The following is a 22,465-nucleotide window of genomic DNA, read 5'->3' on the forward strand; positions in this document are numbered from 1 at the left end:
GCAAGGCACGCAAGTGATCCAGCAAGCGGCCAGTGAAATGCGCGAAATTGCCGACGACATCGCTGAGTCCTCGACCTTGATCGCGCAACTGGGCGAGCGCTCCGAACAGATCACCGCCATCGTCAACACCATCCGCGCGATTGCCGATCAGACCAACCTGTTGGCCCTGAACGCCGCCATCGAAGCCGCCCGAGCCGGCGAGCAGGGTCGTGGTTTTGCCGTGGTGGCCGATGAAGTGCGACAGCTGGCGGCGCGCACCAGCGGTTCGACGGCAGAGATTTCCAACATGATCGGCCTGATCCAGAGTGAAACCCGTCAGGCGATCAAGAGCATGGACGGTACCCGGGGTCGCGCAGCGCAGGGTGTTGAACTGGCGGATCAGGCTGGTACGGTGATTTTGCAGATCCGTGACGGCGCCAGCGAAGCCGTGGAAGCGGTGAGCATGTTCGCCAATGACCGGGCGCCGGGTTAAACGCGATCACGACAATCGCAGCGCCCGCCCCAGTTCATCGAACAACGTGACCACCGAGCGCAACGCGCGGCAGTCCGGGCGGGTCAGCAACCACAGCGCGGTATCGTAACCGTGCAGCGGCTCGCTCAAAGATTGCAGTCCTTCATTTATGAGAAAGTCCGGCAACGCCGCCACGCCCAGTCCCGCGCGGACCAACTCCGTCACGGACAGCATGCTGTTGCAGCGATAGCTTGGCGTCACACCGGGCAACTGCTGACGGCGCCAGGCGACGGTCGGGTGATCGGGCAGAAAGTCGTCCGGTGCGATCCAGGTCAGCGCTGCCAGATCGACTGCTTCAACCTTTTGTAGATAACGCTCGCTGGCGCAGACCCGGTAGGAAATCTTCGCCAGCTCCCGTCCGACCAGATGCTCCGGCGGTGTACGCGTCAGGCGCAGGGCGATGTCGGCATCACGGCGGCTGAGGTTGGCGAAATCGTTCGAGGTGCTCAGCTCGATGGTCAGCGCCGGGTAGTTCGGCATGAACTGCGCCAGCGCTGGCAGCAACAGACCTTGCAGCACCGAGTCGGTACAGGTCAGGCGTACCGTGCCGCTGACCACTTCCCCGCCCTGCTCCACACCAATACGCGCCGCTTCCAGTGCCTGCTCGGCACGTTCGGCCTGCTCGGCCAGGGTCTGCGCGAGGCTGGTGGGTAAATAACCGGCACGACTTTTTTCGAACAGTTGCTGACCGAGTGACGCTTCCAGTCGGCGCACGGCGCGAAACACCGTCGACACATCGACCTTCAATAGTTGCGCGGCCCGGGCCAGAGAGCCGCCGCGCACTAGCGCGAGGATCAGGGCCAGATCCGGAAAATCGAGTTGATATTGCGTGGCTGCATTGATCACTTGGGCAAACGCCAATTTAGAGTGCGTGAACGCCAATCTATAGTGAGCTTCGTCCCTCAACAAGCACAGCGAGTCCTCATGGAATCCAGAGCCCTGCGCATCGCCCTGATCGGTGATTACGACCCGCAAGTCACCGCCCACCAGGCCATCCCGGTTGCCCTCGATCTGGCGGCGGAACACCTTCGCCGTCCGGTCGATTTCCAATGGTTGGCCACCGACCGAATCCTGCCCGAGACGCCGCTGGAGCAATTTGACGGCTTCTGGTGCGTGCCGGCCAGCCCCTACAAAAGTGAAGACGGTGCACTGCGGGCCATCCGCTTTGCCCGCGAGCAGCAGCGCCCTTTCCTCGGCACCTGCGGCGGTTTTCAGCATGCCGTGCTGGAGTTTTCCCGCCACGTGCTGGGCTGGGCCGACGCCGAACATGGCGAAACCTCACCTGACTCCAATCGCGCCGTGCTCACGCCGCTGACGTGTTCACTGGTGGAAGCGCTGGACAGCATCCATCTGGTGCCCGGTTCGTTGATCGCCAAGGCGTACGAAACGTCGGAGATTCGTGAAGGCTATCGCTGCCGCTACGGTGTGAATCCGCAGTTCGAACGGGAGTTGCTGACCCATGAACTACACGCCGTGGGCCACGATTCTGCAGGCGATCTGCGTGCCATCGAATTGAAAAACCATGTGCTCTTTATCGCGACGTTGTTCCAGCCGGAACGCGCAGCCCTCAAGGGCCAATTGCCTCCGCTGGTGCGGGCATTTGTTGAAGCCTGCTCGGAGCAATGTCGATGAAACCGAACACTGAGTGTTTCGCCGTGATCTTCACTTCGACCCGTACCGAGGGCGACAACGGCTACACCGAAGCGTCCGAGCGCATGATGCAACTGGTGGCCGAGCAACCGGGGTTTCTCGGCATCGATTCGATCCGGGGCGCGGACGGGGTGGGGATTACGGTTTCGTACTGGGAGAGCGAAGCGGCGATTCTCGCCTGGCGCGAGCATCCGGAGCACCGGGTGATTCAGGCGCGTGGGCGGGCCGTGTGGTATTCGGCGTTTCAGACGCGGGTGTGTCGGGTTGAGCGGGAGTATCGGTTCGGGAAGTGAATATTGCGCCATCGTCAGCAGGCTGGCGATGGCGGCAAATGATTCACCGAAGCATCTCAGCCCTTCACCAGACTACGCACCGCCACAATCTCCGGCACTTCGCGTTTATTCATATAAACGCGCAACGGCTCGGTGATGTTGATCCGGTCATCGATGTTCTGGTCCAGCAACAACTGGATCAGCTCACGCTTGAGGGTCATGGTCTGTTCGGTGGCCGGTGCCCAGACGAATTCGCTGCACGGGATGATGCCGTCATCGGCCACGTCCATGCCGAACGAATCCTCACTGAAACGCACGATGTACTGGCCGGTCTTGCGGTTGAGGCCGACGAAGCCCTTGAGGTCGTCGGCGGCCTGGCAGATGAGTTGCGATGTGATGCGCATGGTAAACCTCACGAAAAGGATCGATGGTCTACACGCAGGGCAATGGGTGGCGCGCCCTCTGCCGGGGCGGTTGCCGTGGCCAAGCGTACTGCAAACGAACGCACAAAAGTGCGGAAATATTCGCTTTCAGTACGTTTATGTCGGTCTCGCGATAGCAGGTTTTCGTTTGAGTTGCTAAAAGGTACATCTTCGAAAATACCTGCGAAAGGACCTCGACATGCCCGCCACGTTTACCAAAAGCGCACTGCTGCTGAGCCTGATGCTCGGCCTCGGCCAGGCTCATGCTGCTGCCCAGCCAAGCCCTGTTGCGCTCGCTGCCTCCGAGGGCATTCCGCACCCGGCGGTGATCGCCCACCGTGGCGCGTCCTTCGATGCCCCGGAATCCACCGCTGCCTCCTACAAACTGGCGCGCGACCTGGGCGCCGATTACCTGGAAATGGACTTGCAGCGCAGCAAGGACGGCGTGCTGTTCGCCCTGCACGACGACAACCTGCAACGCACCACCGATGTCGCCACCAAGTTCCCGGAGCGCAAGGACAGCCCGGCCAATGCCTTCACCATGGCCGAACTGAAAACCCTCGACGCCGGCAGCTGGTACAACGCCAAGTACCCGGATCGCGCGCGTCCTTCCTACGTCGGTCTGAAGATTCTGACTCTGGACGAAATCATCGACATCGCCCAGGCCAATCCTAAGCACAAGCCGGGTCTGTACATCGAAACCAAGGAGCCGAAGCTGTTCCCGGGAATCGAGCATGACCTGAAGGAAAAACTCCAGGCTCGTGGCTGGTTGATTCCGGCGGACGCCAAACCGGCGAAAAAAGTCGCCAGCGTCGGCGAGAGCAACGGCAAGGTGATCCTGCAAACCTTCGAGAAGAGCAGCCTGGAAATGCTGCAAAAGGAAATGCCGCAGGTGCCGAAGATCCTGTTGCTGTGGGTCGGCGAAGGCAGCATCGAGCCGAAATCCAAAGTGACCTTTGCCGAATCCGGCGAGAAGGACAAGAACGCGTTCTACGGCAAGCAGGAGCCGAAATCCGAAGCCGAATTCAAGCAGTGGATCGACTACGCCAAGGCTCAGGGTGCAATCGGCACCGGCCCTTCGGCGAAGCTGACCCACGGCGGCGATCAGAGCTATTCGGATCTGGTGCAGCCATGGATGAACAAGTACACCCACGACAAGGGTCTGCTGGTCCACGTCTACACCGTGGATGAGCCGGTGGACTTCGAAAAAGTCATGGCCTCTGGTGTCGACGGCATCTTCACCAACCGCGCCAGCGAACTGCTGAAATTCTACAAACGCCCGGCCGCCGCCAGTGTGGATCAGGTGTTGAAGAACAACGGCTTCTGATGCAACCGGACACCCCGTGGACAGGCCGCCTCTGGCTGGGGCACGACCATGGCCTGATCCACGGGATGTCGGGGCGCACTGCGCCCCACTCCCACTACGCCCACCAACTGATTCTTGCCCCTGACCGCCCGGTGACTGTGCTGGTCGAGGACAACCCCGTCACCACTTCCCGCCTGCGGCGCCCAGGCGAAGATCCAGCGCAACGGGCCGACGCGCATGTCGACGTTCGAATGCTGCAACAACAGCTGGATCGCAATGGCGAACGCCAGCAACACCGCCACTTCGGACGGAATGCCCAATACCAGCAACGGCAACAGCCCCGCCGTCGCCTCCAGCAATTGATGCAGCGGATGCTTCATCAAACCGTTGAACCCGTAGAGGCGCTCGACGCTGTGATGAATCGCATGCAGACGCCACATCCACGGCACGCGATGGCTGGCGTAATGCATCAGGCTCACGCCCGCATCGGCGATGAAAATCGCCAGCGCCACTTGCAGCCACAACGGCCAGTTCGACGGCCACGCACCGTCAATCGCCAGCAGCGCCACCAGCCCCGGCAATGCCAGCAGACCGACTGCATTCAGCGCTTCGTTGGCCAACGCGTGCAGCATGTCGCGACGACGATCACCGGCGGGTCGGTTCCAGTTCATTTCATAAGGCAGCAGCCACTCGCCCGCGAACGAGACCGCCAGCGCTAAAACAAAAAGCGGCAACAACCACAGCAGCGAATCCCCCGCCAGCCCAATTCCGCTGCCAATAAATCCAACCCAGAACAACGGCGCGTACAGCCACGAAAAGATGCGTTTCATGTCCACCTCCATTTATCGAAGGCTGAGCATGAAAGTTTGCGCAGAACCGCAATTGAACAAACGACGCAAACCGTTCGGGTGTTTTTAAGGGTGAATTAAGTTGCGGCGATTAACCTGAACTCACTTAAACGAATCACCCAAAGGAATAACCAATGAAAACCCTGACTGCCCTGTTTACCGCTGCCGCCCTGACCCTCACCGCTGGCCTGGCCCAGGCTGACGTTCGCGTCGACCAGATCCCGCAACTGGTCAAGGAAGGCAAGATCAAGTCGCTGGAGTCGATGAACGAACAAGCGCTGAAACTGCATCCGGGCGCGACCATCACCGATACCGACCTGGATAACCACTTCAATGGTTATGAGTATGAAGTTGAATTGCGTACTGCTGATGGCAAGGAGTTCGATGTGGACTTTGACGCAACGACTGGCAAGGTGCTGAGCAACAAGCAAGACACTTGATTGGCTGATAAGACAAAGCCGCACAACTTTTGGGTTGTGCGGCTTTTTTGTGTCTGACTTGAGATTTTCTTCGCCAGATAGATCTTTTCCCCCTCACCCCAGCCCTCTCCCCCAAGGGGGCGAGGGAGAAAGGGAGCAGATCGGGGGATGCTCCAGTCCTGAGTTCAACACAAAATTTTCAGGTCGATGTATCTCGAACATTCAACTCGATCGGTCCCCTCTCCCTCCGGGAGAGGGCTAGGGTGAGGGGGAAAGGCATCACGCGGAGGTACTGACCAGCGAGCCAGACGTACTCGAATCCGAATCCTGCAACGCCGCCAACAACGCCGCCGTCGCCGTCTGCAACGAAGCCGACGTCGTCGCGATCTGCGCCTGCGCAGCCGCAACATCCGCAGCCTTGGCGTCCTGGCTTTCCTGCTTCGCCTGAGCCGCTTGCAGCGCCTGCTGCTCTTCCTGCAACTGCTTCTGCAACTCGGCGATCTGTTTGCGCAGCTCTTTCACGGTATCCGATTCATCGCTGCTGGAACTGCTGTCCCCCGCCGGCGCTGCACCACCGCCCGCCGCGACTTTGCTGGTGTCGGCCTTCACCCCGGTGCTGGCCGCCGCAGTGGTCGAGGTGTCGTCACCGTTGTCGGCAATCGAGGTTTTGCTGGTGGACGTGGTGACAGTCTGATTGATCGAAACAGACGTGATGCTGACCATGGGAAATCTCCAATGCCGGTTATAGATAACCGGGCATCGGCGGCGGTCTGCACGAATTGAGATCGACTGTGTACCGACTCGGTAACCGAACCGGTACACAGTCACTGGCCGGTCAGACGCTCAGGCGAGCGGTGACATCGTTCAGTTGGCCGGACAGGCCGTGCAGGTTCTGGCTGGCGCTTTCGGTGCGCTGCACGTTGTCGAGGTTGGTGCTGGCGATCGAGGTGATCTCGGTCAGGTTGCGCGAGATGTCTTCGGCGACCGAGGTCTGTTCCTCGGCGGCGGTGGCGATCTGACGGTTCATGTCGCGGATCGCTTCCACCGCATGGGTGATGCGCTCGAGCATGGCGCCGGCCTGGGTCACTTGCTCGACGCTTTCATCGCTGCGGGTCTGGCCGCTGTCGATGGCCTGGGCCGCGTCCACCGCGCCGGTCTGCACGCTGTGGATGATCTGGTTGATCTCGATGATCGACTCCGCCGTACGCTGCGCGAGGTTGCGAACTTCGTCGGCGACCACCGCAAAACCACGCCCGGCTTCACCGGCGCGGGCCGCTTCGATGGCGGCGTTGAGCGCCAGCAGATTGGTCTGCTCGGCGATCCCGCGAATCACTTCCAGCACCTTGCCGATGCGACCGCTGTCGGCTTCCAGACGACGGATGACCGTGGCGGTGTTGGCGATTTCGCCGCGCATCTGAGTGATGCTGTGGATGGTGCTCTGCATGACCTTCTCGCCCTGTTGCGCGGACTGGTCGGCATCGTCGGCAGCACGCGCCGCGTCGGCCGCGTGACGGGCGACTTCCTGGGCGGTGGCGGACATTTCGTTCATCGCCGTGGCCACCTGATCGGTGCGGTTGAACTGCTCGTTGGTGCCGCCGGCCATCAGCGTGGCGATGGCGTTCAACTCGCCGCTGGCGCTGTCCAGATCCTTGGCGCTGCGTTGCAGATGATTGAAGGTTTCGGCGAGGAAGTCGCGCAGGGTGTTGGCGGCGGCCGCCAGGTTACCCAGCTCGTCCTGACGATCACTGGCCACGCGCTCGACCAGACGCCCCTTGCTCAACTGGGTGACGTAGTCGATGAGTTTGCGGATCGGCTCGACCAGGTTGCGGTTGACCAGCCACAGGCTGAGCAAACCGATCAACAGACCGGACGCGAGCATCACCAGAATCCCCACCAAAACGGTGCGATCGGCACTGGCGCTGATCTGCGCCGATTGCTCGGTGCCCTGCTTGCGCAGCTCGGCCACCAGTTCGCTCATCTGGTCGCTGGCGGCGCGGTCAACGCCTTTGACGGCGGCATCGCCCGCAGTCGGATCGGCACCGGCAGCGACGTAGGCATCACGGCCCTTCTGGTACGCAGCGCCGAGCAGACGATGTTCTTCGCGCAGACGTTCGATGCGGGTTTTCAGCGCAGGCTCGAGGCCTTTCTGATTAGCAAGCTCCCCGAGGATGCCCTGCACATCGCGCTGACGGTCTTCGAACTGGCCCCAGTACTTGGCCAGATCCGCCGGTTGCTTGCCGCGCAGCAGAACGTTTTTCCACTCCTGGACCTGCACCTTGAATTGCAGGTTGGCTTCGTCGATCAGTTGCGAGGTGTGCAAGGGGCCGGCGATCAACTGGCTGTAACTCTGCACGCCATTGGACAGGAAGTGAAAGCAGGCCAGCGCGATCAACAGCATCGCCAGCAGGCTGCCGCTCAGCAGGGCGAGAATTTGCGCTCTCAGGGATTTTTGCAGCATCGCAGGTACTCGGGACAGGGATGAGGCACGTCCGGTAAGACGTGATTTTTTAGCCGGACATCCGTGTCGGCGAACCTTGGCTCTTGGCCGAAGGCGCGCAACCTAACTCATGCGTGATCGGCGTGCCAGAGGCCTTCTTGAGAAAAATCCGACCGTCGGTAACGCGTTGATTTGACGTCATTTTGCTGTCACACAACCGTCATGTGACATTGCGATGATGCGGCTCAGGTGAATCTGCAAATCCCGCGACAGACGCCTCCTCGCAGCGAGCCTTCATGAACCACAGCCTCGATATCAGTCATCGTGATCCTGACCTGTTCGGCCTGCTTTACGGCTTTCGCTTTCGCCCCGGCGAACGCGGGCGCGAGGTGGATTCGGCGACCGCCCTGCGCTGCCTGCAAGACGACAGCGAGGGCGATGAATTTCTCTGGCTGCACCTGAACCTGGCCCACGCCGCGTGCGAGCGCTGGATGAAAAGCCATCTGCAATTGCCCGAAGAGTTTTTCGAAGCGCTGCACGAAGGTTCGCGTTCGACCCGCATCGAGCATGTCGATTCGGCGTTGCTGGCGGTGGTCAACGACGTGGTGTTCAATCTCAGCAGCATGGTGTCGTCGGACGTGTCGACGCTGTGGGTCTGCGTGCGCAGCAAACTGATCGTCAGTGCGCGCCTGCAACCGCTGCACTCGGTGGACAAGCTGCGTTCTTCGGTGAAGTCCGGCGAGTGCTTTCGTTCGCCGCTGGAACTGCTGGTGCATCTGCTGCGCGATCAGGGTGAAGTGCTGACGCAGATCGTGCGCAAGACCAGCATGAGCGTCGATCAGGTCGAAGACGAATTGCTGTCCTCGCGGCTGTCGACCAACCGTGCCGAACTCGGCGCCAACCGGCGGGTGCTGGTACGCCTGCAACGGCTGCTGGCGCTGGAGCCGGGCTCGCTGCTGCGCCTGCTCAACCGGCCACCGCCCTGGTTGCAGAAGGAGGACGTGAAGGAGCTGCGCAAATCCACCGAGGAGTTCGCGCTGATCATCAACGACCTCACGGCCCTCGGCGAACGGATCAAGCTGTTGCAGGAAGAGATCGCCGCCAACCTCAACGAGCAGAGCAACCGCACGCTTTTCACCCTGACCGTGGTCACGGTGCTGGCGTTGCCGATCAACATCATTGCCGGTTTCTTCGGCATGAACGTCGGCGGTGTGCCGCTGGCTACCGATCCGGAAGGGTTCTGGATTCTGGTGGCGCTGGTGGCGACGTTCACCGTGATTGCCGGGCGCTGGGCGTTTCGCAAACGGCGGGATTATTAAGACCGGCGGTGCGGCTAATCCGCCAAACACTGATCTGCCGCAGCCTCTCTGTAATATTTAGCAACGATCATGGGCGACACTCCTTCCCCCGCTCAGGATTGTCCTCCCATGGCTACTCCCTCCCTGACCGCCAGCCCGGCCTCTGCTGCCAGTGGCAGGCCGGCCCTCGACAAGAAAACCGGCCCGTTCACCTACGTGGTGTTTTTTGCGGTGCTGGCGATGGGGCTGCTGTTCACCGCCTACAGCCTGATGCACGACATGCACGAACTCGGCACGGTGGTCACCACCTGGACCCCGTTCCTGCTGCTCGGCGTGGCGCTGTTGATTGCGCTGGGCTTCGAGTTCGTCAACGGTTTCCACGACACCGCCAACGCCGTGGCGACGGTGATCTACACCCATTCGCTGCCGCCGCATTTTGCGGTGGTCTGGTCGGGGTTCTTCAACTTCCTCGGGGTGCTGCTGTCGAGCGGCGCGGTGGCATTCGGCATCATCGCGCTGCTGCCGGTGGAGCTGATTCTGCAAGTCGGCTCATCCGCCGGTTTCGCGATGATCTTCGCCCTGCTGATCGCGGCGATCCTGTGGAACCTCGGCACCTGGTGGCTGGGCCTTCCGGCTTCGTCGTCGCACACGCTGATCGGTTCGATCATCGGCGTCGGCGTGGCGAATGCCCTGATGCACGGTCGTGACGGCACCAGCGGCGTGGATTGGGCCCAAGCGACCAAGATCGGTTACGCGCTGCTGCTATCGCCGCTGGTGGGCTTCGGTTGCGCGGCGCTGTTGCTGCTGGCGCTGCGCGCGTTCGTGAAGAACCGTTCGCTGTACAAGGCACCGGAAGGCAACACCCCGCCGCCGTGGTGGATTCGCGGTCTGCTGATTGCGACCTGCACCGGCGTGTCCTTCGCCCACGGTTCCAACGACGGCCAGAAAGGCATGGGCCTGATCATGCTGATTCTGGTCGGCACCCTGCCGATGGCTTATGCGTTGAACCGCACCATGCCGGAAGAACAGTCGCTGCAATTCGCCGCCGTCGCCCAAGTGACCCAGCAAGCACTGGTGAACAGTGCGCCTCTGCCGGCACCGGCCGATCCGCGCGCTGTGCTCTCCGACTACGTGCGCAGCAAGGAAGCCACGCCGCAGCTGATCCCAGCCCTCGCCTCCCTGACCGGACACATCGGTGAAGAAGTCAAAGGCTACGGCTCGCTGGCGAAAGTGCCGGCCGAGGCCATGGGCAACGTGCGTAACGACATGTACCTGGCCAGCGAAACCATTCGCCTGATGGACAAGAACAAGGTCGGCACCTTCGACGCCGACACCAGCGGCAAGCTGCAACTGTTCAAGCAGCAGATCGACAACGCCACGCGGTTCATTCCGTTGTGGGTGAAGATTGCCGTGGCGATTGCCTTGGGGCTGGGCACCATGGTCGGCTGGAAGCGGATCGTGGTCACGGTCGGCGAGAAGATCGGCAAGACCCACCTGACCTACGCTCAAGGTGCGTCGGCTGAAACCGTGGCGATGCTGACCATCGGCGCCGCCGACATGTTCGGTCTGCCGGTGTCGACCACTCATGTGTTGTCCTCGGGCGTGGCCGGGACCATGGTCGCCAACGGTGGCGGTTTGCAGATGAAGACCATCCGCAATCTGCTGATGGCGTGGGTGCTGACCTTGCCGGCGGCGATTCTGCTGTCGGGCAGTCTGTATTGGTTGTTTACCCAGATTTTCTGATCGACCCGAATCCCTGTGAGAGCCGTTGCTCCCACAGGGATTTGCGGCGGGAATCAAAGCGTCGAACGAATCAAATCCCCCAGCCAGTCCATGAACACCCGCACCCGCAACGGCAGATGTCGCTGCCTCGCGTACAACAGTGAAATGCCCATCGCCGGCGCGGTGTATTGCGGCAGCACCGTCACCACCTCGCCGGTATCCAGATAAGTATTCATGCCGGTACGCGGCACCTGGATCAGACCGAATCCCCCCAGGCACGCCGACTCGTAGGCATCGGTGCTGTTGACCGTCACGCTGCCGGCCATTGGCACCCGGTGAACCTGCCCGTCCTGCTCGTAGACAAACCCTTCCGAACGCGAACCCAGCACACCGACGTAATGCACCAACCGATGCTGCGCCAGATCTTCCACTGTCTGCGGTACGCCATAGCGCTCCAGATACGCGGGACTGGCGCAGTTGATCATGCTGAAATCCCCCAGATGCCGCGCCACCACCGACTGATCCGGCTGCGCGCCGATGCGCACCACGCAATCGAAACCTTCGGCGAGCAGGTCGACCCGGCGATCGGTGCTGCTGATTTCCAGCTCCAGGTTCGGATGGCGCGCCATGAATTCCGGCAGCTTCGGCATGATCAACCGTCGCGACAGAATGTTCGGCATATCGACCCGGATCCGCCCGGTCAGCGACGCTTCGTCCTGACGAAACAGGTTCTCGATTTCGTCCATGTGCGACAGTAGATCCTTGCTCCGCTCGTACAACGCGAGGCCGTCCTGAGTCGCCTGGACCTTGCGCGTGGTGCGTTGCAACAGACGCGTGCCGAGCAGGCTTTCCAGCGCCTGCACCTGCTCGGACACCGTCGAGCGCGGCAACCCCAGACTCTCCCCCGCCATCGTGAAACTCGACAATTCGCTGACCCGGACGAAGGTGCGCAGCAGTTCCAGTTTGTTCATGGGCCACCCATTGATTGTTCGAACAATCCGACCAGTGATTCCGGTTTCAGTCTGTTTATCACCCCACAGCGGATAAATAAACTTTGCTGCATCAACCGTCACTGCTCTCGAGGAAATCCCATGAACCGCAAAATCGCATTGATCACCGGTGCCAGCCGTGGCCTCGGCAAGAACGCCGCCCTGCACCTCGCCGCGCAAGGCGTGGACATTATCGGCACCTACAACAGCCGCGCCGATGAAGCCCAGGCGCTGGTGCAGGAATTGGAAACACTCGGCGCCAAAGCCGTGATGCTGCAACTGGATGTCGGCCGCAGCGAAGGCTTTGCCGATTTCGCCGGACGGGTCGAGCAGGCGCTGCAACAGCTTGAGCGTCCGCGCTTCGATTTCCTGATCAACAACGCCGGGATTGGTGTGCATGCGTCCTTCGCCGACACCACGCCGGAACAGTTCGACCTGCTGATGAACATACAGTTGAAAGGACCGTTTTTCCTGACTCAGCAACTGCTGCCGCTGATCCACGATGGCGGGCGAATCATCAACATCTCCAGCGGACTGGCCCGTTTCACCCTGCCGGGTTACGCGGCTTACGCGGCGATGAAAGGCGCGATGGAAGTGCTGACCCGTTATCAGGCCAAGGAGTTGGGCGCGCGGCAGATCGCGGTGAATATCCTGGCACCGGGCGCCATCGAAACCGACTTCGGCGGCGGCGCGGTGCGCGACAATTCGGCGCTGAACGCGATGGTCGCCAGCAACACCGCGCTGGGCCGTGCCGGGCAGCCGGATGACATTGGTGGTGCGCTGGCATTGTTGCTGTCGCCGGGGGCGCAGTGGATCAATGGTCAGCGTATTGAAGCGTCGGGCGGGATGTTTCTCTAAACCTGCAAAAATCCCGGACAAAAAAAATCGCAGCTCTCACAGGCTGCGATTTTTTGTTTTCAGTTCTGGCAGACGCTGCGCATCACCAATCGCTCGCGCACCACGTCATAACCCCAGTGGTAGACGTAGGTGTACGGCAGAAAGAACAGCAGCACGCCGATGTCGAGCAGGAACGCCTGCCACAGACTGACCGACAGCCACCAGGCAATCAGCGGCACGCCCATCACGATCAACCCGCCCTCGAACAGCAGCGCGTGCGCCACTCGCACCCAGGCGTTGTGGGGGATGTTCCAGCGTTTGAGCATGCGGTCGAAGAAGCCGTTGAACACCACGTTCCAGCCCAGGGCCAACATCGCGATGGCGATCGTGACGGCGCCCATTTCGACCAGCGGTTTGCCCATGATCCACGCCAGCAACGGCGTGCAGATCAGGATCGCCAGCAGTTCGAAACCGATGGCCTGGAAGATACGTTCAGTGATGGATTTGTTGGCAGTCATGGCCGAAGTCCTCTGTGAAGATGGTTGCCATCATCCAGCACCGAACCGATACTTCATAACCAATAACCATCGATCAAGGCGATAGTCCATGGCATCTCAGGAAGTGCTGCTGGCGTTTGTCCAGGCGGCGACTCAGGGCTCTTTTTCGGCAGCGGCGCGCAAACTCGGGCGCAGTCAGTCGACGGTGAGTGCGGCGGTGGCGAGCCTTGAGATTGATTTGGACCTAATCCTGTTCGACCGCAGCAGCCGCAAACCGACGCTGACCCCGGCCGGGCACGTGATGCTGCAACGGGCCGAGGCGATTCTGTCCGCCACAAGTCGTCTGGAAATGACTGCCCGGCAATTGGCCCAAGGCGTCGAACCGAAACTCACGGTGGCGATTTCCGACACTTATCAGTCCGACCGTTTCGAGGCGGCATTGGTGGGTTTCGAGCAGCGCTATCCGGATCTGGAACTGGAATGCCTGATCGCCGAATGCGACGACCTGATCGAACTGGTGCAGCGCGGTCGGGCGCATCTGGCGTTCGCCGAGATGCAGGAAAACTATCCGCCGGATCTGGCGACGGCGACCGTCGCCGAGCGTACGGAAATCGCCTTGTTTGTGGGTCGCAACCATCAGTTGGCGACTCAGGAATCCATCGATCAAACGGTCCTTGAGCAGCATCGCGAGCTGCGTCTGGCCACCATCGTCAATCCCTATGACAGTCGCGGCAAAGGCCGGGTGTGGTCGGCGCCGAGTTATCTGATGCTGCTGGAAATGGCCGAAAAAGGTTTCGGCTGGGCCCCGTTGCCGCGCTGGTTGGTGGAGCGGTTCGGCAATGATCTGCTGGTGGAACTGAAGGTACGCGGCTGGCCGAAACCGGTGTTCGTCGATGCGCTGTGGTCGCGGCTGTACCCGCCGGGGCCGGCGGGGAGCTGGTTGCTCAGCAAGATGCTGGAATAGCTCAGGCCGCCTCGATGGCGGCCGGGCGATTGACCTGAAAGTACTCGTGCAGCCCGCGCATCGTCGGCAGTTCCAGCGCTTGCGCCGCATAACACAATCCCACCCGCCGGGTCGGCGCCGGCAGATGCAGCGCGCGTACGACGATGCGTTCATGTCCGCTGACCAGCGACTGCGGCAACATCGCCACGCCGACACCCGCCGCGACCATGTGCAACGCCTGTTGCAGTGAACCGGCATGTCCCGCCACTGCTTCCGGCGACCGCCCATAAAGCGCCATCAACCGCTGATGCGAAGGATGCTGCGGACAGGTGATCCAGTCCTCGATCGGCGCCCAGCCGGCCTGCGCGTTGGCCATCGGATGATCGAGAGGCAGCGCCATCACATAGGACTCTTCCCACAGCGGCAGGAACAGTTCGTCCTCGCAGCACATTTCCTCGACCGCCAATCGACCATCGCCGTGACAGCCCTCCTCCAGGGTCAGCAGCAGATTGGGCAACGCCTGATGGGCCATGCGCACGAAGGCTTCGATGTGGCTGGCGGCGATGTCGCCCTCGATGCCGAGGGTCAGCGGCGCGCGATTTTCGCGGCCGCGAAACATCCGGCTCAGCGCCTCTGACTCGGCCACCATCCGTCGCGCCTGCGGGTAGAGAAGACGCGCTTCGTCGCTGACTTCCACGCCACGGGGCTGACGCACAAACAGCGTCGCGCCGAGTTCTTCTTCCAGCTGTTTGATGGTCACCGACAAAGTGGGCTGACTGATGAACAGCCGTTGCGCGGCAGCGGTGATGTTGCGTTCCTCGAACACCGCGAGGAAGGCTTTGAGATGGCGGATATCCATAGGAGATTCCGATAGCAGACAGAGGAATAAGGCATTTTTCAGCCTCCAGCGGGCTAAATATACTGCGTCACGAATCTGGTTATTTGTTTTTCTTATCTCAGGAGTTCAACCATGGGCAAGCCATTGATCATCATCACCGGCGCCAGCTCGGGCATCGGCGAAGCCACCGCCCGCCGCTTGAGCGCTGCCGGCCACCCTCTGTTGTTGCTGGCCCGGCGCATCGAACGCCTTGAAGCACTGGCCCTGCCGAACACCCTCAGCCGCCGCGTCGACATCACCGACCGCGCCGCATTGCTGGCCGCTGTGGCCGAAGCGGAAGCGCAGTTCGGTCCGGCCGATGCGCTGATCAACAACGCCGGGGTGATGCTGCTGGGCGAGATGAGCAAACAGGATCCGGCGCAGTGGGACCAGATGCTCGACGTCAACGTGAAGGGTCTGCTCAACGGCGTGCACGCGGTGGTCGCCAGGATGATCGAGCGTAAGCACGGCACGATCATCAACGTCAGCTCGGTGGCCGGGCGCAAGACCTTCCCGAACCATGTGGCGTATGTCGGGACCAAGTTTGCGGTGCATGGTTTGTCGGAGAATTTGCGTGAAGAGTTGTCGCCGCACAACGTGCGGGTGACCACGATTGCGCCGGGTGCGGTGGAGACCGAATTGCTGAGCCACACCACGGATGAGGCGATCAAGACCGGGTATCAGGCGTGGAAGCAGGACATGGGTGGGACGGTGTTGAGTGCTGAAGATGTGGCGACGGCGATTGCCTATGCGTATGGGCAGCCGCAGGGGGTTTGTATTCGGGAGATTGTGATGGCTGCGACACGCCAGCAGGCCTAAAGGCGAAAGGCAAAATCAAAAGCGCCCTCATCGGAACGCCGCCCGCCCAGCCCTCTCCCGGAGGGAGAGGGAGCCGACCGAGGTGTCTTGCGTCTTACATCGACCTGAAATATCGAGTCGATTATGGATTCAGAGCAAATCTCTCACGTCGGCGTATATCTCCAATATCCCCGGATCGGTCCCCTCTACCTCTGGGAGAGGGCTAGGGTGAGGGCCGACGATCCAAAGCCATGAGCCGCCCCTCAATAAACCGCCGCTCCGGCTCCTGCCGCGTCAACTCTAGCGCTCGCAAGTAAGCCGCCCGCGCCTCTTCAACCCGCCCCAACTGCCGACAAAACTCCGCCCGCGCCGAATGCGCCAGGTGGTAATCCTGCAATTCCCCGCGCTGCAGAATCCCTTCGATCAAGGTCAACCCCGCCAGCGCCCCATCACGCTTGGCCAACGCCACCGCCCGGTTCAGCTCGATCACCGGCGACGGCACCGCCCGCAGCAACACGTCATACAGCCCGACGATCTGCTCCCAGTCCGTCTCCCCTGCCGTCGGCGCTTCGGCATGCACCGCCGCAATCGCCGCTTGCAGACAATACGGCCCGAAGCGTCCGGTGGTCAGCGCTCTTTCCACCAGATCGCAGCCTTCGGCAATCAGCTCGGCATTCCACAATCCGCGATCCTGATCATCCAGCAGAATCAACTCCCCATCCGGCGAAGAGCGCGCCGACCTCCGCGACTCATGCAACAACATCAACGCCAGCAACCCCATGACTTCCGGATCCGGCAACAATTCCAGCAGCAACCGCCCGAGACGGATCGCCTCACGGGTCAAGTCCTCGCGGGTCACCTGGGCGCCGCCGGATGCCGAATAGCCTTCGTTGAACACCAGATAAATCACCCGCAACACGCTGTCGAGGCGTTCGGGCAATTCACTCAGGCTCGGGACTTGATAGGGGATTTTCGCGTCGCGGATCTTCGCTTTGGCCCGCACGATGCGCTGGGCAATTGCCGCCGGGGCCGAGAGAAATGCACGGGCGATTTCTTCGGTGGTGAGGTCGCAGACTTCACGCAGGGTCAGCGGCACTTGCGCGTCCGCCGCCAGTGCCGGGTGGCAGCAGGTGAAGATCAGGCGCAGGCGATCGTCTTCCACGTCTTCGGTGTCCCATTCGGACTGTTCCAGTTCTTCCAGTTGCGCCAGCAATAACGGCTGCGAGGCCTTGAACCGCGCCCGACGGCGCAACACGTCGATGGCCTTGAAGCGCCCGGTGGACACCAGCCAGGTCCGCGGATTGTCCGGCACGCCGTCGCGCTGCCAGCGCTCGACCGCGACGAAGAACGCCTCGTGCAAGGCTTCTTCGGCGAGGTCGAAATCGCCGAGCAGGCGGATCAGGGTCGCGAGAATCCGCCGCGAGTCTTCGCGGTAGACCTGCGCGACCCGAGCCGCGACCTCAGACATTCAATTGCCGCACGGGACGCACTTCGACGCTGCCGACCCGGGCTGCAGGAATGTTGCCGGCGACCTGAATCGCTTCGTTGAGATCCCGCGCGTCGATCAGGTAGAAGCCGGCCAACTGCTCCTTGGTCTCGGCGAACGGGCCGTCGGTGATCGACAGCTTGCCGTTGCGCATGCGCACCGTGGTGGCGGTCTGCACCGATTCCAGCGCTTCGGCGGCAACCATCCGGCCGCTGCCCTGGATCGACTCGGCGTAGGCCCAGCACTCGGCGTCTTCCGGGCTGTCGGGCGACGAATGCAGCAGGCGCTCATCGCTGTAGACCAGGCATAAATACTTCATGGCGTTCTCCTGAATCGGACGGATCAACTATGGCTGAAGATCAGGGTTTCGCATCGAACAGGGTCGCGCCAGTCATCGGATCGAACGGCGCCGACCAGTGTTCATGGGCGATTTTCCAGGTCCCGCCGACCAGCCGGTAGCAGGCGGTGGCACGCATCCAGCAGCTCTGGGTTTCCCCCTTGTCATTGGTGCCGCCGCAGTTGGCGACCCAGTGGGCAAAGGCGATGTTGTCACCGGTCTCGATGGCGATTTCGTGGAATTCGAAGATGTGCGGGCCGGGGCACATTTCCATGCAGGCCACCCAGTGGGCGCGGTAGGCCTCTTTGCCCTTGAATTGCAGGGCCTTGATCGCATCGAACGAGAGGATGTCGTCGGCGTACAGGGTCATGACCTTGTCCACGTCCTTGGTCATCACCGCCTCGCGGTAGGTGTCGATCAGAGTTTGAATCTGCGCTTGCGTACTCATGGGGTTTCTCCCTGGTTTTTGTTGTGAAGACACCCTTAGTCGTTCGGCGATTGGCCGGATCGACAACCGAAACAAAAAATTTCCGAAGAAGACAAAATCGCTAGAATCCGAGGCTCATCTTTGTAGGAAAAAGGAAATTCCCGTGTCAGCCCGACTCGTGCCTTACGAAAGCCTGAACGCCACCCAACGCCAACAGGTCGAGGCCATTGAAATCCACGCCGAGCAGATCAAGTTCTCCGGCGACATCCACGGCGCCCTGCACACGCTGCTGTCGAAACCCGGTCCCGGCGTGAAAGGTTTTGCGCTGCTGGCGGAAGAAGTGCCAGTGGCCTTCCTGCTGCTCAAGCGCCCGCCGGTGTTGCCCGAATGGGCCGATGAACACAGCGCGACCCTGCATGCATTGCAAGTCGATCACCGCGCACAGGGCAAGGGTTACGGCAGAGCCTGCCTGCTGGCGCTGCCGGAGGTTGCGCGCCAGGCCTGGCCTGAAATCAAAGGGCTGGAACTGTCGGTGGACGCCGACAACGACGCCGCGATTGCGCTGTACGCCAAGTACGGTTTCGTCGACAGCGGCGAAGCGTACAAGGGTCGTATCGGTTACGAGCGGCGGATGGGGTTGTTCTTCTAATCGTCGAGGGAGCAACGATGATCGATTCAATCGAAGCGCTGGAAGCCATTTACGGATTGCCCCACGAACGGGCGGTGCGCAAGCAGATCGGCTTTCTCAACGAGGACTATCAGGCGATGGTCCGGGTTTCGCCGCTGGTGATTGTCAGTTCGGTGGGCGCCTACTGCTGGCGCGTTTCACAAGTGCCTGAATGATGGGCAGTTTGATGCCGAGGCTTACGACCGCGAGGCCCCGAAGCGAGTGCTCGACACGCTGTACTGACCAAAAACTGCAAACACCACTTTCCCTTGTGGGACCAAGCCCGCTCCCACAGTGGATTTGCAGTGTTCTTCAGAGCGTCAGGATCATCTCGTGCCACGCCATCCCGCCGTGGTCGGACTCGGACGGTTTGATGTAGGCGAAACCGAATCCGGCGTACAGCGGGATGTGCCGTTCCTTGCACATCAGGTGAATCGTCGCCTTGCCCTGCTCACGCATGCGCTCGATGAATTCGGCCATCAAGCGTTTCGCCAGGCCCTGCCCCTGATAGTCCGGATGCACCACCACCGACATGATCACCACGTTCGGCCCGGCCGGGTCGTGGCCGATCAGTTCCTTGAACGCCTCGTCCGACATCTGCACATCAAACGCTGCGCCGGAGTTGATGAAGCCGGCCACCTGCCCGTCCACTTCGGCGACGATGAAACCGTCCGGCCAGGTGGCGATGCGCGTGGCGATCTTCTCGCGGGTCGCGGCTTCGTCGCCTTCATAGGCGAGGGTTTCGATGGCGTAGCAGCGGTCCAGGTCGGCGGCGGTGACGTGGCGGATGACGGTGTTCATGGCGGCTCGAAATCAGTGGAAACAAGGTCGCCAAGGATAAAGGAATAAGGTGTTCATATCGATCCGCACGGGGGTCGTAAAGACTGCGTATAAGCGCTTTTCTTCGGATTCGGGACGGTCTATTTCTGACGCCTGTCTCTGATCACCCGAGGGGGGAACCGTTTATGAGCAGCGTTGAGATCGGTTTGTTGATGGTGTTGGGCATCAGCTTTTTCGGCTTCATCACCCTGGGCATCGACCTGTTGCGGGCACGACGGATCAAGGGCAAGTAAGACTCGATCGGCAGCGCGAAGCGGGTTCGCGCTGCCGGTTGTCGATCAGGCTTTCTTTTCGACCGGGACGCAGATTTCCAGTTTTCCGGTATTGAGCTTCGGGTTGAAATCGGCGCTGTAGCGTTCCAGCTCCGGGGCATTCAGCCCCTTGTATTCGGAGGCCGGCAGCCAGGTGTTGTAGATGTAATCAATGGTTTGCGGCAACTGATCCAGCGAACCCTTGTGCTCGAACACTGCGTACTGACGCGGCAGGATTTCGATCCACGGATACTTTTCCTGCGGGAAGTCGTCCAGCTTGCGGATTTCGACCCCGGCCATGTAATCGAAACCGCCGTTGCCGTCGAAATTGCTGCAAACCCCGTAGGTCACTTCGCCCTTCTGCCCCGGAATATTTCCGATGTGCGGGATCAGTTTTTCCCACAGCGCCGGGATGTCCTGAACGGTCTCTTGGGTGAAACGATCGCGAAATCCTGCAATCAGCAGGAAGTGTCCATGTTCGAAGCGAGGTTCCGCCACTTCGACGCGTTTTTGCTCATCCATGACTCGACTCCTTGAACGAAAAAAGTGGGTTCGGCTGGGAGTATAGAAGCCAAACCGAATTCGCACATTTACAGCGTATGCAGGGCCTCGGTGGCACCGGAGCCGACGAATTCGTTATATCCCGATACGATCACGTAGACCGCGAAATAGCAGAAGATCGCTGCAGATGCCAGGTAGGAATAGCGCAGCAGTTTATCGCCCAGCAGCTTGCCGCCATGGCTCGCGGCGAAGCACAGCCCCGCCGACCACAGCAGCCCGGCGCACAGGAAACCGCCGAGGAACAACGCCGAGCTCAAAGGACCGCCGCCACCGGATCGGGCGATCAACGTGCCGCCGACTGCCGCGAACCAGAGAATGGCGCTCGGCGACGACATGGCGAGAAAAATCCCACGGAAGAATTCCTTGCGATGGGAGTTCTGGCCGACTTCGGCCGTCGCCGCCAGCTGCGCCTCGTGGTGGATCGCCGAATAGATCATCTTCGCCGCGAAGTAGATCAGCAGCGCCGAACCACCGATCCACAACACCCAGCGCACGGTTTCGTATTGCAGCAGAACGGTCATTCCGGCCAGCGCCAGCACCGCGTAAATCAGGTCGCCGACGCAGGTGCCAAGACCCAGTGCGAAGCCCTGAAAATAGCCGCGCTGCATCGCCAAAGTGATCATCGCGATGTTGGCCACGCCAATGTCCAGGCACAGCGAAAGGCTCAGCAAGAAGCCGCTGGTGAATTCCATTAACCGTTTTCCTTGGGAAAAAATTGTTGTCGTGCACGCTGGACAGTCTGCCATCGCTGCCCTTATCTTCCGCCACAGGTCACCGCAGTGACCAGCGTCGCTCGGACGGTTCCGGGCGCTTACGTTATCCGAGGCAACAATGGCTGAACAAGGTTCGCCGCGCCGCTTTGCGCGCATAGATCGACTCCCCCCTTACGTTTTCAACATCACCGCCGAGCTGAAGATGGCCGCCCGACGTCGTGGCGAAGACATCATCGACTTGAGCATGGGCAACCCCGACGGTGCCACGCCGCCGCACATCGTTGAAAAACTGGTGCAGGTTGCACAACGCGAAGACACCCACGGTTACTCCACGTCCAAGGGCATTCCGCGCCTGCGTCGGGCGATTTCCAACTGGTACAAGGACCGCTACGAGGTCGAGATCGACCCGGAAAGCGAAGCCATTGTCACCATCGGTTCCAAGGAAGGCCTGGCGCACCTGATGCTGGCGACCCTGGATCAGGGCGACACCGTGCTGGTGCCGAACCCGAGCTACCCGATTCACATCTACGGTGCCGTGATTGCCGGCGCCCAGGTGCGGTCGGTTCCGCTGGTGCCGGGCGTGGACTTCTTCGCCGAGCTGGAACGGGCGATTCGCGGCTCGATCCCGAAACCGAAGATGATGATCCTCGGCTTTCCGTCGAACCCGACCGCGCAGTGCGTGGAGCTGGATTTCTTCGAACGGGTGATCGCCCTCGCCAAACAGTACGACGTGCTGGTGGTGCACGACTTGGCTTACGCCGACATCGTCTACGACGGCTGGAAAGCCCCGTCGATCATGCAGGTGCCCGGCGCCAAGGACATTGCGGTGGAGTTCTTCACCCTGTCCAAGAGCTACAACATGGCGGGCTGGCGCATCGGTTTCATGGTCGGCAACCCGGAATTGGTCAGCGCCCTGGCGCGGATCAAGAGCTACCACGACTACGGCACGTTCACCCCACTGCAGGTGGCCGCGATTGCTGCGCTGGAAGGCGATCAGCAATGCGTGCGCGACATCGCCGAGCAGTATCGCCAGCGCCGCAACGTGCTGGTCAAAGGCCTGCATGAACTGGGCTGGATGGTCGAAAACCCGAAAGCTTCGATGTACGTCTGGGCGAAGATTCCCGAAGCCTACGCGCACCTCGGTTCGCTGGAATTCGCCAAGAAACTGCTGGCCGAGGCCAAAGTCTGCGTCTCGCCGGGTGTCGGTTTCGGTGAGTATGGCGACGATCACGTGCGCTTCGCGCTGATCGAAAACCAGGACCGGATTCGTCAGGCGGTACGCGGGATTCGCGGGATGTTCAGGGCGGATGGCATGGTCACCAAATCCTGAGGTGATGATCGTTCCCACGCTCTGCGT

25 protein-coding genes and 3 pseudogenes are annotated in these 22,465 nt (G+C 61.1%); 13 read left to right on the forward strand and 15 right to left on the reverse strand.

The features are described 5' to 3' along the window. Positions 1–34: 34 nt before the first annotated feature. Positions 35–472, forward strand: a pseudogene (locus QR290_RS28795) (methyl-accepting chemotaxis protein); the annotation flags it as partial. Positions 473–478: 6 nt separating this feature from the next. Here the strand turns inward: QR290_RS28795 and QR290_RS22525 are convergent. Further along, positions 479–1,420 carry a LysR family transcriptional regulator gene (locus QR290_RS22525; RefSeq protein ID WP_289203643.1) on the reverse strand — a complete coding sequence of 314 codons (942 nt, stop codon included), beginning with the start codon at positions 1,418–1,420 and terminating at the stop codon, positions 479–481. A 15-nt stretch (positions 1,421–1,435) separates the two neighbouring features. Between QR290_RS22525 and QR290_RS22530 the strand changes: the two genes are divergently transcribed. Continuing rightward, positions 1,436–2,143, forward strand: a complete 708-nt coding sequence (locus QR290_RS22530; RefSeq protein WP_289203644.1) for a CTP synthase C-terminal region-related (seleno)protein — start codon at positions 1,436–1,438, stop codon at positions 2,141–2,143. Continuing rightward, the gene (locus tag QR290_RS22535) at positions 2,140–2,454 is read left to right on the forward strand and encodes an antibiotic biosynthesis monooxygenase family protein (protein ID WP_289203645.1); all 315 of its coding nucleotides are present in this window, start codon (positions 2,140–2,142) and stop codon (positions 2,452–2,454) included. Before QR290_RS22530 ends, QR290_RS22535 begins: the two co-directional genes overlap by 4 nt. A 56-nt stretch (positions 2,455–2,510) precedes the next feature. Here QR290_RS22535 and QR290_RS22540 read toward each other — a convergent pair whose 3' ends face one another. Beyond that, the gene (locus QR290_RS22540; RefSeq protein WP_115078927.1) at positions 2,511–2,837 is read right to left on the reverse strand and encodes a DUF2025 family protein; all 327 of its coding nucleotides are present in this window, start codon (positions 2,835–2,837) and stop codon (positions 2,511–2,513) included. A 217-nt stretch (positions 2,838–3,054) separates the two neighbouring features. On the opposite strand from QR290_RS22540, the gene QR290_RS22545 reads away from it, so the two are divergent. Beyond that, positions 3,055–4,182, forward strand: a complete 1,128-nt coding sequence (locus tag QR290_RS22545; protein ID WP_289203646.1) for a glycerophosphodiester phosphodiesterase — start codon at positions 3,055–3,057, stop codon at positions 4,180–4,182. Here the strand turns inward: QR290_RS22545 and QR290_RS22550 are convergent. Further along, the gene (locus QR290_RS22550; protein WP_289203647.1) at positions 4,155–4,991 is read right to left on the reverse strand and encodes a sterol desaturase family protein; all 837 of its coding nucleotides are present in this window, start codon (positions 4,989–4,991) and stop codon (positions 4,155–4,157) included. The two genes, QR290_RS22545 and QR290_RS22550, sit on opposite strands and share 28 nt — an antisense overlap. Before the next feature lie 152 nt (positions 4,992–5,143). Here QR290_RS22550 and QR290_RS22555 point away from each other — a divergent pair, with 152 nt between their 5' ends. After that, positions 5,144–5,449, forward strand: coding sequence for a PepSY domain-containing protein (locus tag QR290_RS22555; protein ID WP_289203648.1), 306 nt, complete (start codon positions 5,144–5,146; stop codon positions 5,447–5,449). 258 nt (positions 5,450–5,707) lie between these two features. Here the strand turns inward: QR290_RS22555 and QR290_RS22560 are convergent, their stop codons facing one another. The 3 genes and pseudogenes from QR290_RS22560 to QR290_RS28805 all read right to left on the reverse strand — a co-directional run. Next, positions 5,708–6,151: a hypothetical protein gene (locus tag QR290_RS22560; RefSeq protein WP_115078930.1), complete on the reverse strand. Its 444-nt coding sequence runs from the start codon at positions 6,149–6,151 to the stop codon at positions 5,708–5,710. Between the two features lie 112 nt (positions 6,152–6,263). After that, on the reverse strand, positions 6,264–7,031 hold the full coding sequence (locus QR290_RS28800; RefSeq protein ID WP_371924007.1) for a methyl-accepting chemotaxis protein: 768 nt from the start codon (positions 7,029–7,031) through the stop codon (positions 6,264–6,266). A 165-nt stretch (positions 7,032–7,196) separates the two neighbouring features. Beyond that, positions 7,197–7,886 (reverse strand): annotated as a pseudogene (locus QR290_RS28805) (methyl-accepting chemotaxis protein); the annotation flags it as partial. A 275-nt stretch (positions 7,887–8,161) separates the two neighbouring features. Here QR290_RS28805 and QR290_RS22570 point away from each other — a divergent pair. Together QR290_RS22570 and QR290_RS22575 are read left to right on the forward strand one after the other, a co-directional pair. Then, complete coding sequence (locus tag QR290_RS22570; protein WP_085606510.1) at positions 8,162–9,184, forward strand: transporter; 1,023 nt, start codon at positions 8,162–8,164, stop codon at positions 9,182–9,184. 108 nt (positions 9,185–9,292) lie between these two features. Then, a complete protein-coding gene (locus QR290_RS22575; RefSeq protein ID WP_289203650.1) occupies positions 9,293–10,906 on the forward strand; it encodes an inorganic phosphate transporter in 1,614 nt (537 codons plus the stop codon). A 53-nt stretch (positions 10,907–10,959) separates the two neighbouring features. Here the strand turns inward: QR290_RS22575 and QR290_RS22580 are convergent, their stop codons facing one another. Continuing rightward, positions 10,960–11,856, reverse strand: coding sequence for a LysR family transcriptional regulator (locus QR290_RS22580; RefSeq protein WP_289203651.1), 897 nt, complete (start codon positions 11,854–11,856; stop codon positions 10,960–10,962). 120 nt (positions 11,857–11,976) lie between these two features. On the opposite strand from QR290_RS22580, the gene QR290_RS22585 reads away from it, so the two are divergent. Then, positions 11,977–12,732, forward strand: a complete 756-nt coding sequence (locus QR290_RS22585) for an SDR family NAD(P)-dependent oxidoreductase (protein WP_289203652.1) — start codon at positions 11,977–11,979, stop codon at positions 12,730–12,732. A gap of 59 nt (positions 12,733–12,791) precedes the next feature. On the opposite strand, the gene QR290_RS22590 is transcribed toward QR290_RS22585, so the two are convergent. Beyond that, positions 12,792–13,229 carry a multidrug/biocide efflux PACE transporter gene (locus QR290_RS22590; protein WP_289203653.1) on the reverse strand — a complete coding sequence of 146 codons (438 nt, stop codon included), beginning with the start codon at positions 13,227–13,229 and terminating at the stop codon, positions 12,792–12,794. Between the two features lie 88 nt (positions 13,230–13,317). Here QR290_RS22590 and QR290_RS22595 point away from each other — a divergent pair, with 88 nt between their 5' ends. Further along, complete coding sequence (locus QR290_RS22595; RefSeq protein WP_289203654.1) at positions 13,318–14,172, forward strand: LysR family transcriptional regulator; 855 nt, start codon at positions 13,318–13,320, stop codon at positions 14,170–14,172. A 1-nt stretch (position 14,173) separates the two neighbouring features. Here the strand turns inward: QR290_RS22595 and QR290_RS22600 are convergent, their stop codons facing one another. Beyond that, entirely contained in the window at positions 14,174–15,010 is an 837-nt protein-coding gene (locus QR290_RS22600; protein ID WP_085606519.1) for a LysR family transcriptional regulator, read from the reverse strand. A 111-nt stretch (positions 15,011–15,121) separates the two neighbouring features. Between QR290_RS22600 and QR290_RS22605 the strand changes: the two genes are divergently transcribed. Next, the gene (locus QR290_RS22605; RefSeq protein WP_289203655.1) at positions 15,122–15,847 is read left to right on the forward strand and encodes an SDR family oxidoreductase; all 726 of its coding nucleotides are present in this window, start codon (positions 15,122–15,124) and stop codon (positions 15,845–15,847) included. Positions 15,848–16,049: 202 nt separating this feature from the next. On the opposite strand, the gene QR290_RS22610 is transcribed toward QR290_RS22605, so the two are convergent. From QR290_RS22610 to QR290_RS22620, 3 genes are read right to left on the reverse strand one after another with little or no spacing between them, the layout of a single operon-like run. Further along, the gene (locus tag QR290_RS22610) at positions 16,050–17,294 is read right to left on the reverse strand and encodes an RNA polymerase sigma factor (protein WP_289203656.1); all 1,245 of its coding nucleotides are present in this window, start codon (positions 17,292–17,294) and stop codon (positions 16,050–16,052) included. Then, the gene (locus tag QR290_RS22615) at positions 17,287–17,631 is read right to left on the reverse strand and encodes a YciI family protein (RefSeq protein ID WP_007951101.1); all 345 of its coding nucleotides are present in this window, start codon (positions 17,629–17,631) and stop codon (positions 17,287–17,289) included. The genes QR290_RS22610 and QR290_RS22615 overlap by 8 nt, the downstream gene beginning before the upstream one ends. A 40-nt stretch (positions 17,632–17,671) precedes the next feature. Continuing rightward, positions 17,672–18,097, reverse strand: a complete 426-nt coding sequence (locus QR290_RS22620; RefSeq protein WP_289203657.1) for a YybH family protein — start codon at positions 18,095–18,097, stop codon at positions 17,672–17,674. A gap of 142 nt (positions 18,098–18,239) precedes the next feature. Between QR290_RS22620 and QR290_RS22625 the strand changes: the two genes are divergently transcribed. After that, complete coding sequence (locus tag QR290_RS22625; RefSeq protein WP_115078940.1) at positions 18,240–18,725, forward strand: GNAT family N-acetyltransferase; 486 nt, start codon at positions 18,240–18,242, stop codon at positions 18,723–18,725. Between the two features lie 17 nt (positions 18,726–18,742). Beyond that, positions 18,743–18,883, forward strand: a pseudogene (locus QR290_RS28810) (pyridoxamine 5'-phosphate oxidase family protein); the annotation flags it as partial. Between the two features lie 172 nt (positions 18,884–19,055). On the opposite strand, the gene QR290_RS22635 reads toward QR290_RS28810, so the two are convergent. The 3 genes from QR290_RS22635 to QR290_RS22645 all read right to left on the reverse strand — a co-directional run bounded on the left by QR290_RS22635 (position 19,056) and on the right by QR290_RS22645 (position 21,087). Further along, positions 19,056–19,544, reverse strand: coding sequence for a GNAT family N-acetyltransferase (locus QR290_RS22635; protein ID WP_289203658.1), 489 nt, complete (start codon positions 19,542–19,544; stop codon positions 19,056–19,058). A 317-nt stretch (positions 19,545–19,861) separates the two neighbouring features. Then, positions 19,862–20,356, reverse strand: a complete 495-nt coding sequence (locus QR290_RS22640) for a GyrI-like domain-containing protein (protein ID WP_115078942.1) — start codon at positions 20,354–20,356, stop codon at positions 19,862–19,864. Between the two features lie 68 nt (positions 20,357–20,424). Beyond that, positions 20,425–21,087 carry a LysE family translocator gene (locus QR290_RS22645; RefSeq protein ID WP_115078943.1) on the reverse strand — a complete coding sequence of 221 codons (663 nt, stop codon included), beginning with the start codon at positions 21,085–21,087 and terminating at the stop codon, positions 20,425–20,427. A gap of 139 nt (positions 21,088–21,226) precedes the next feature. Between QR290_RS22645 and alaC the strand changes: the two genes are divergently transcribed. Then, on the forward strand, positions 21,227–22,438 hold the full coding sequence (gene alaC / locus QR290_RS22650; protein ID WP_289203659.1) for an alanine transaminase: 1,212 nt from the start codon (positions 21,227–21,229) through the stop codon (positions 22,436–22,438). The last annotated feature ends 27 nt before the right edge of the window (positions 22,439–22,465 follow it).

Source organism: Pseudomonas fluorescens (genome assembly GCF_030344995.1).
In the GTDB taxonomy this organism is placed as follows: Bacteria; Pseudomonadota; Gammaproteobacteria; order Pseudomonadales; family Pseudomonadaceae; genus Aquipseudomonas; species Aquipseudomonas fluorescens_BF.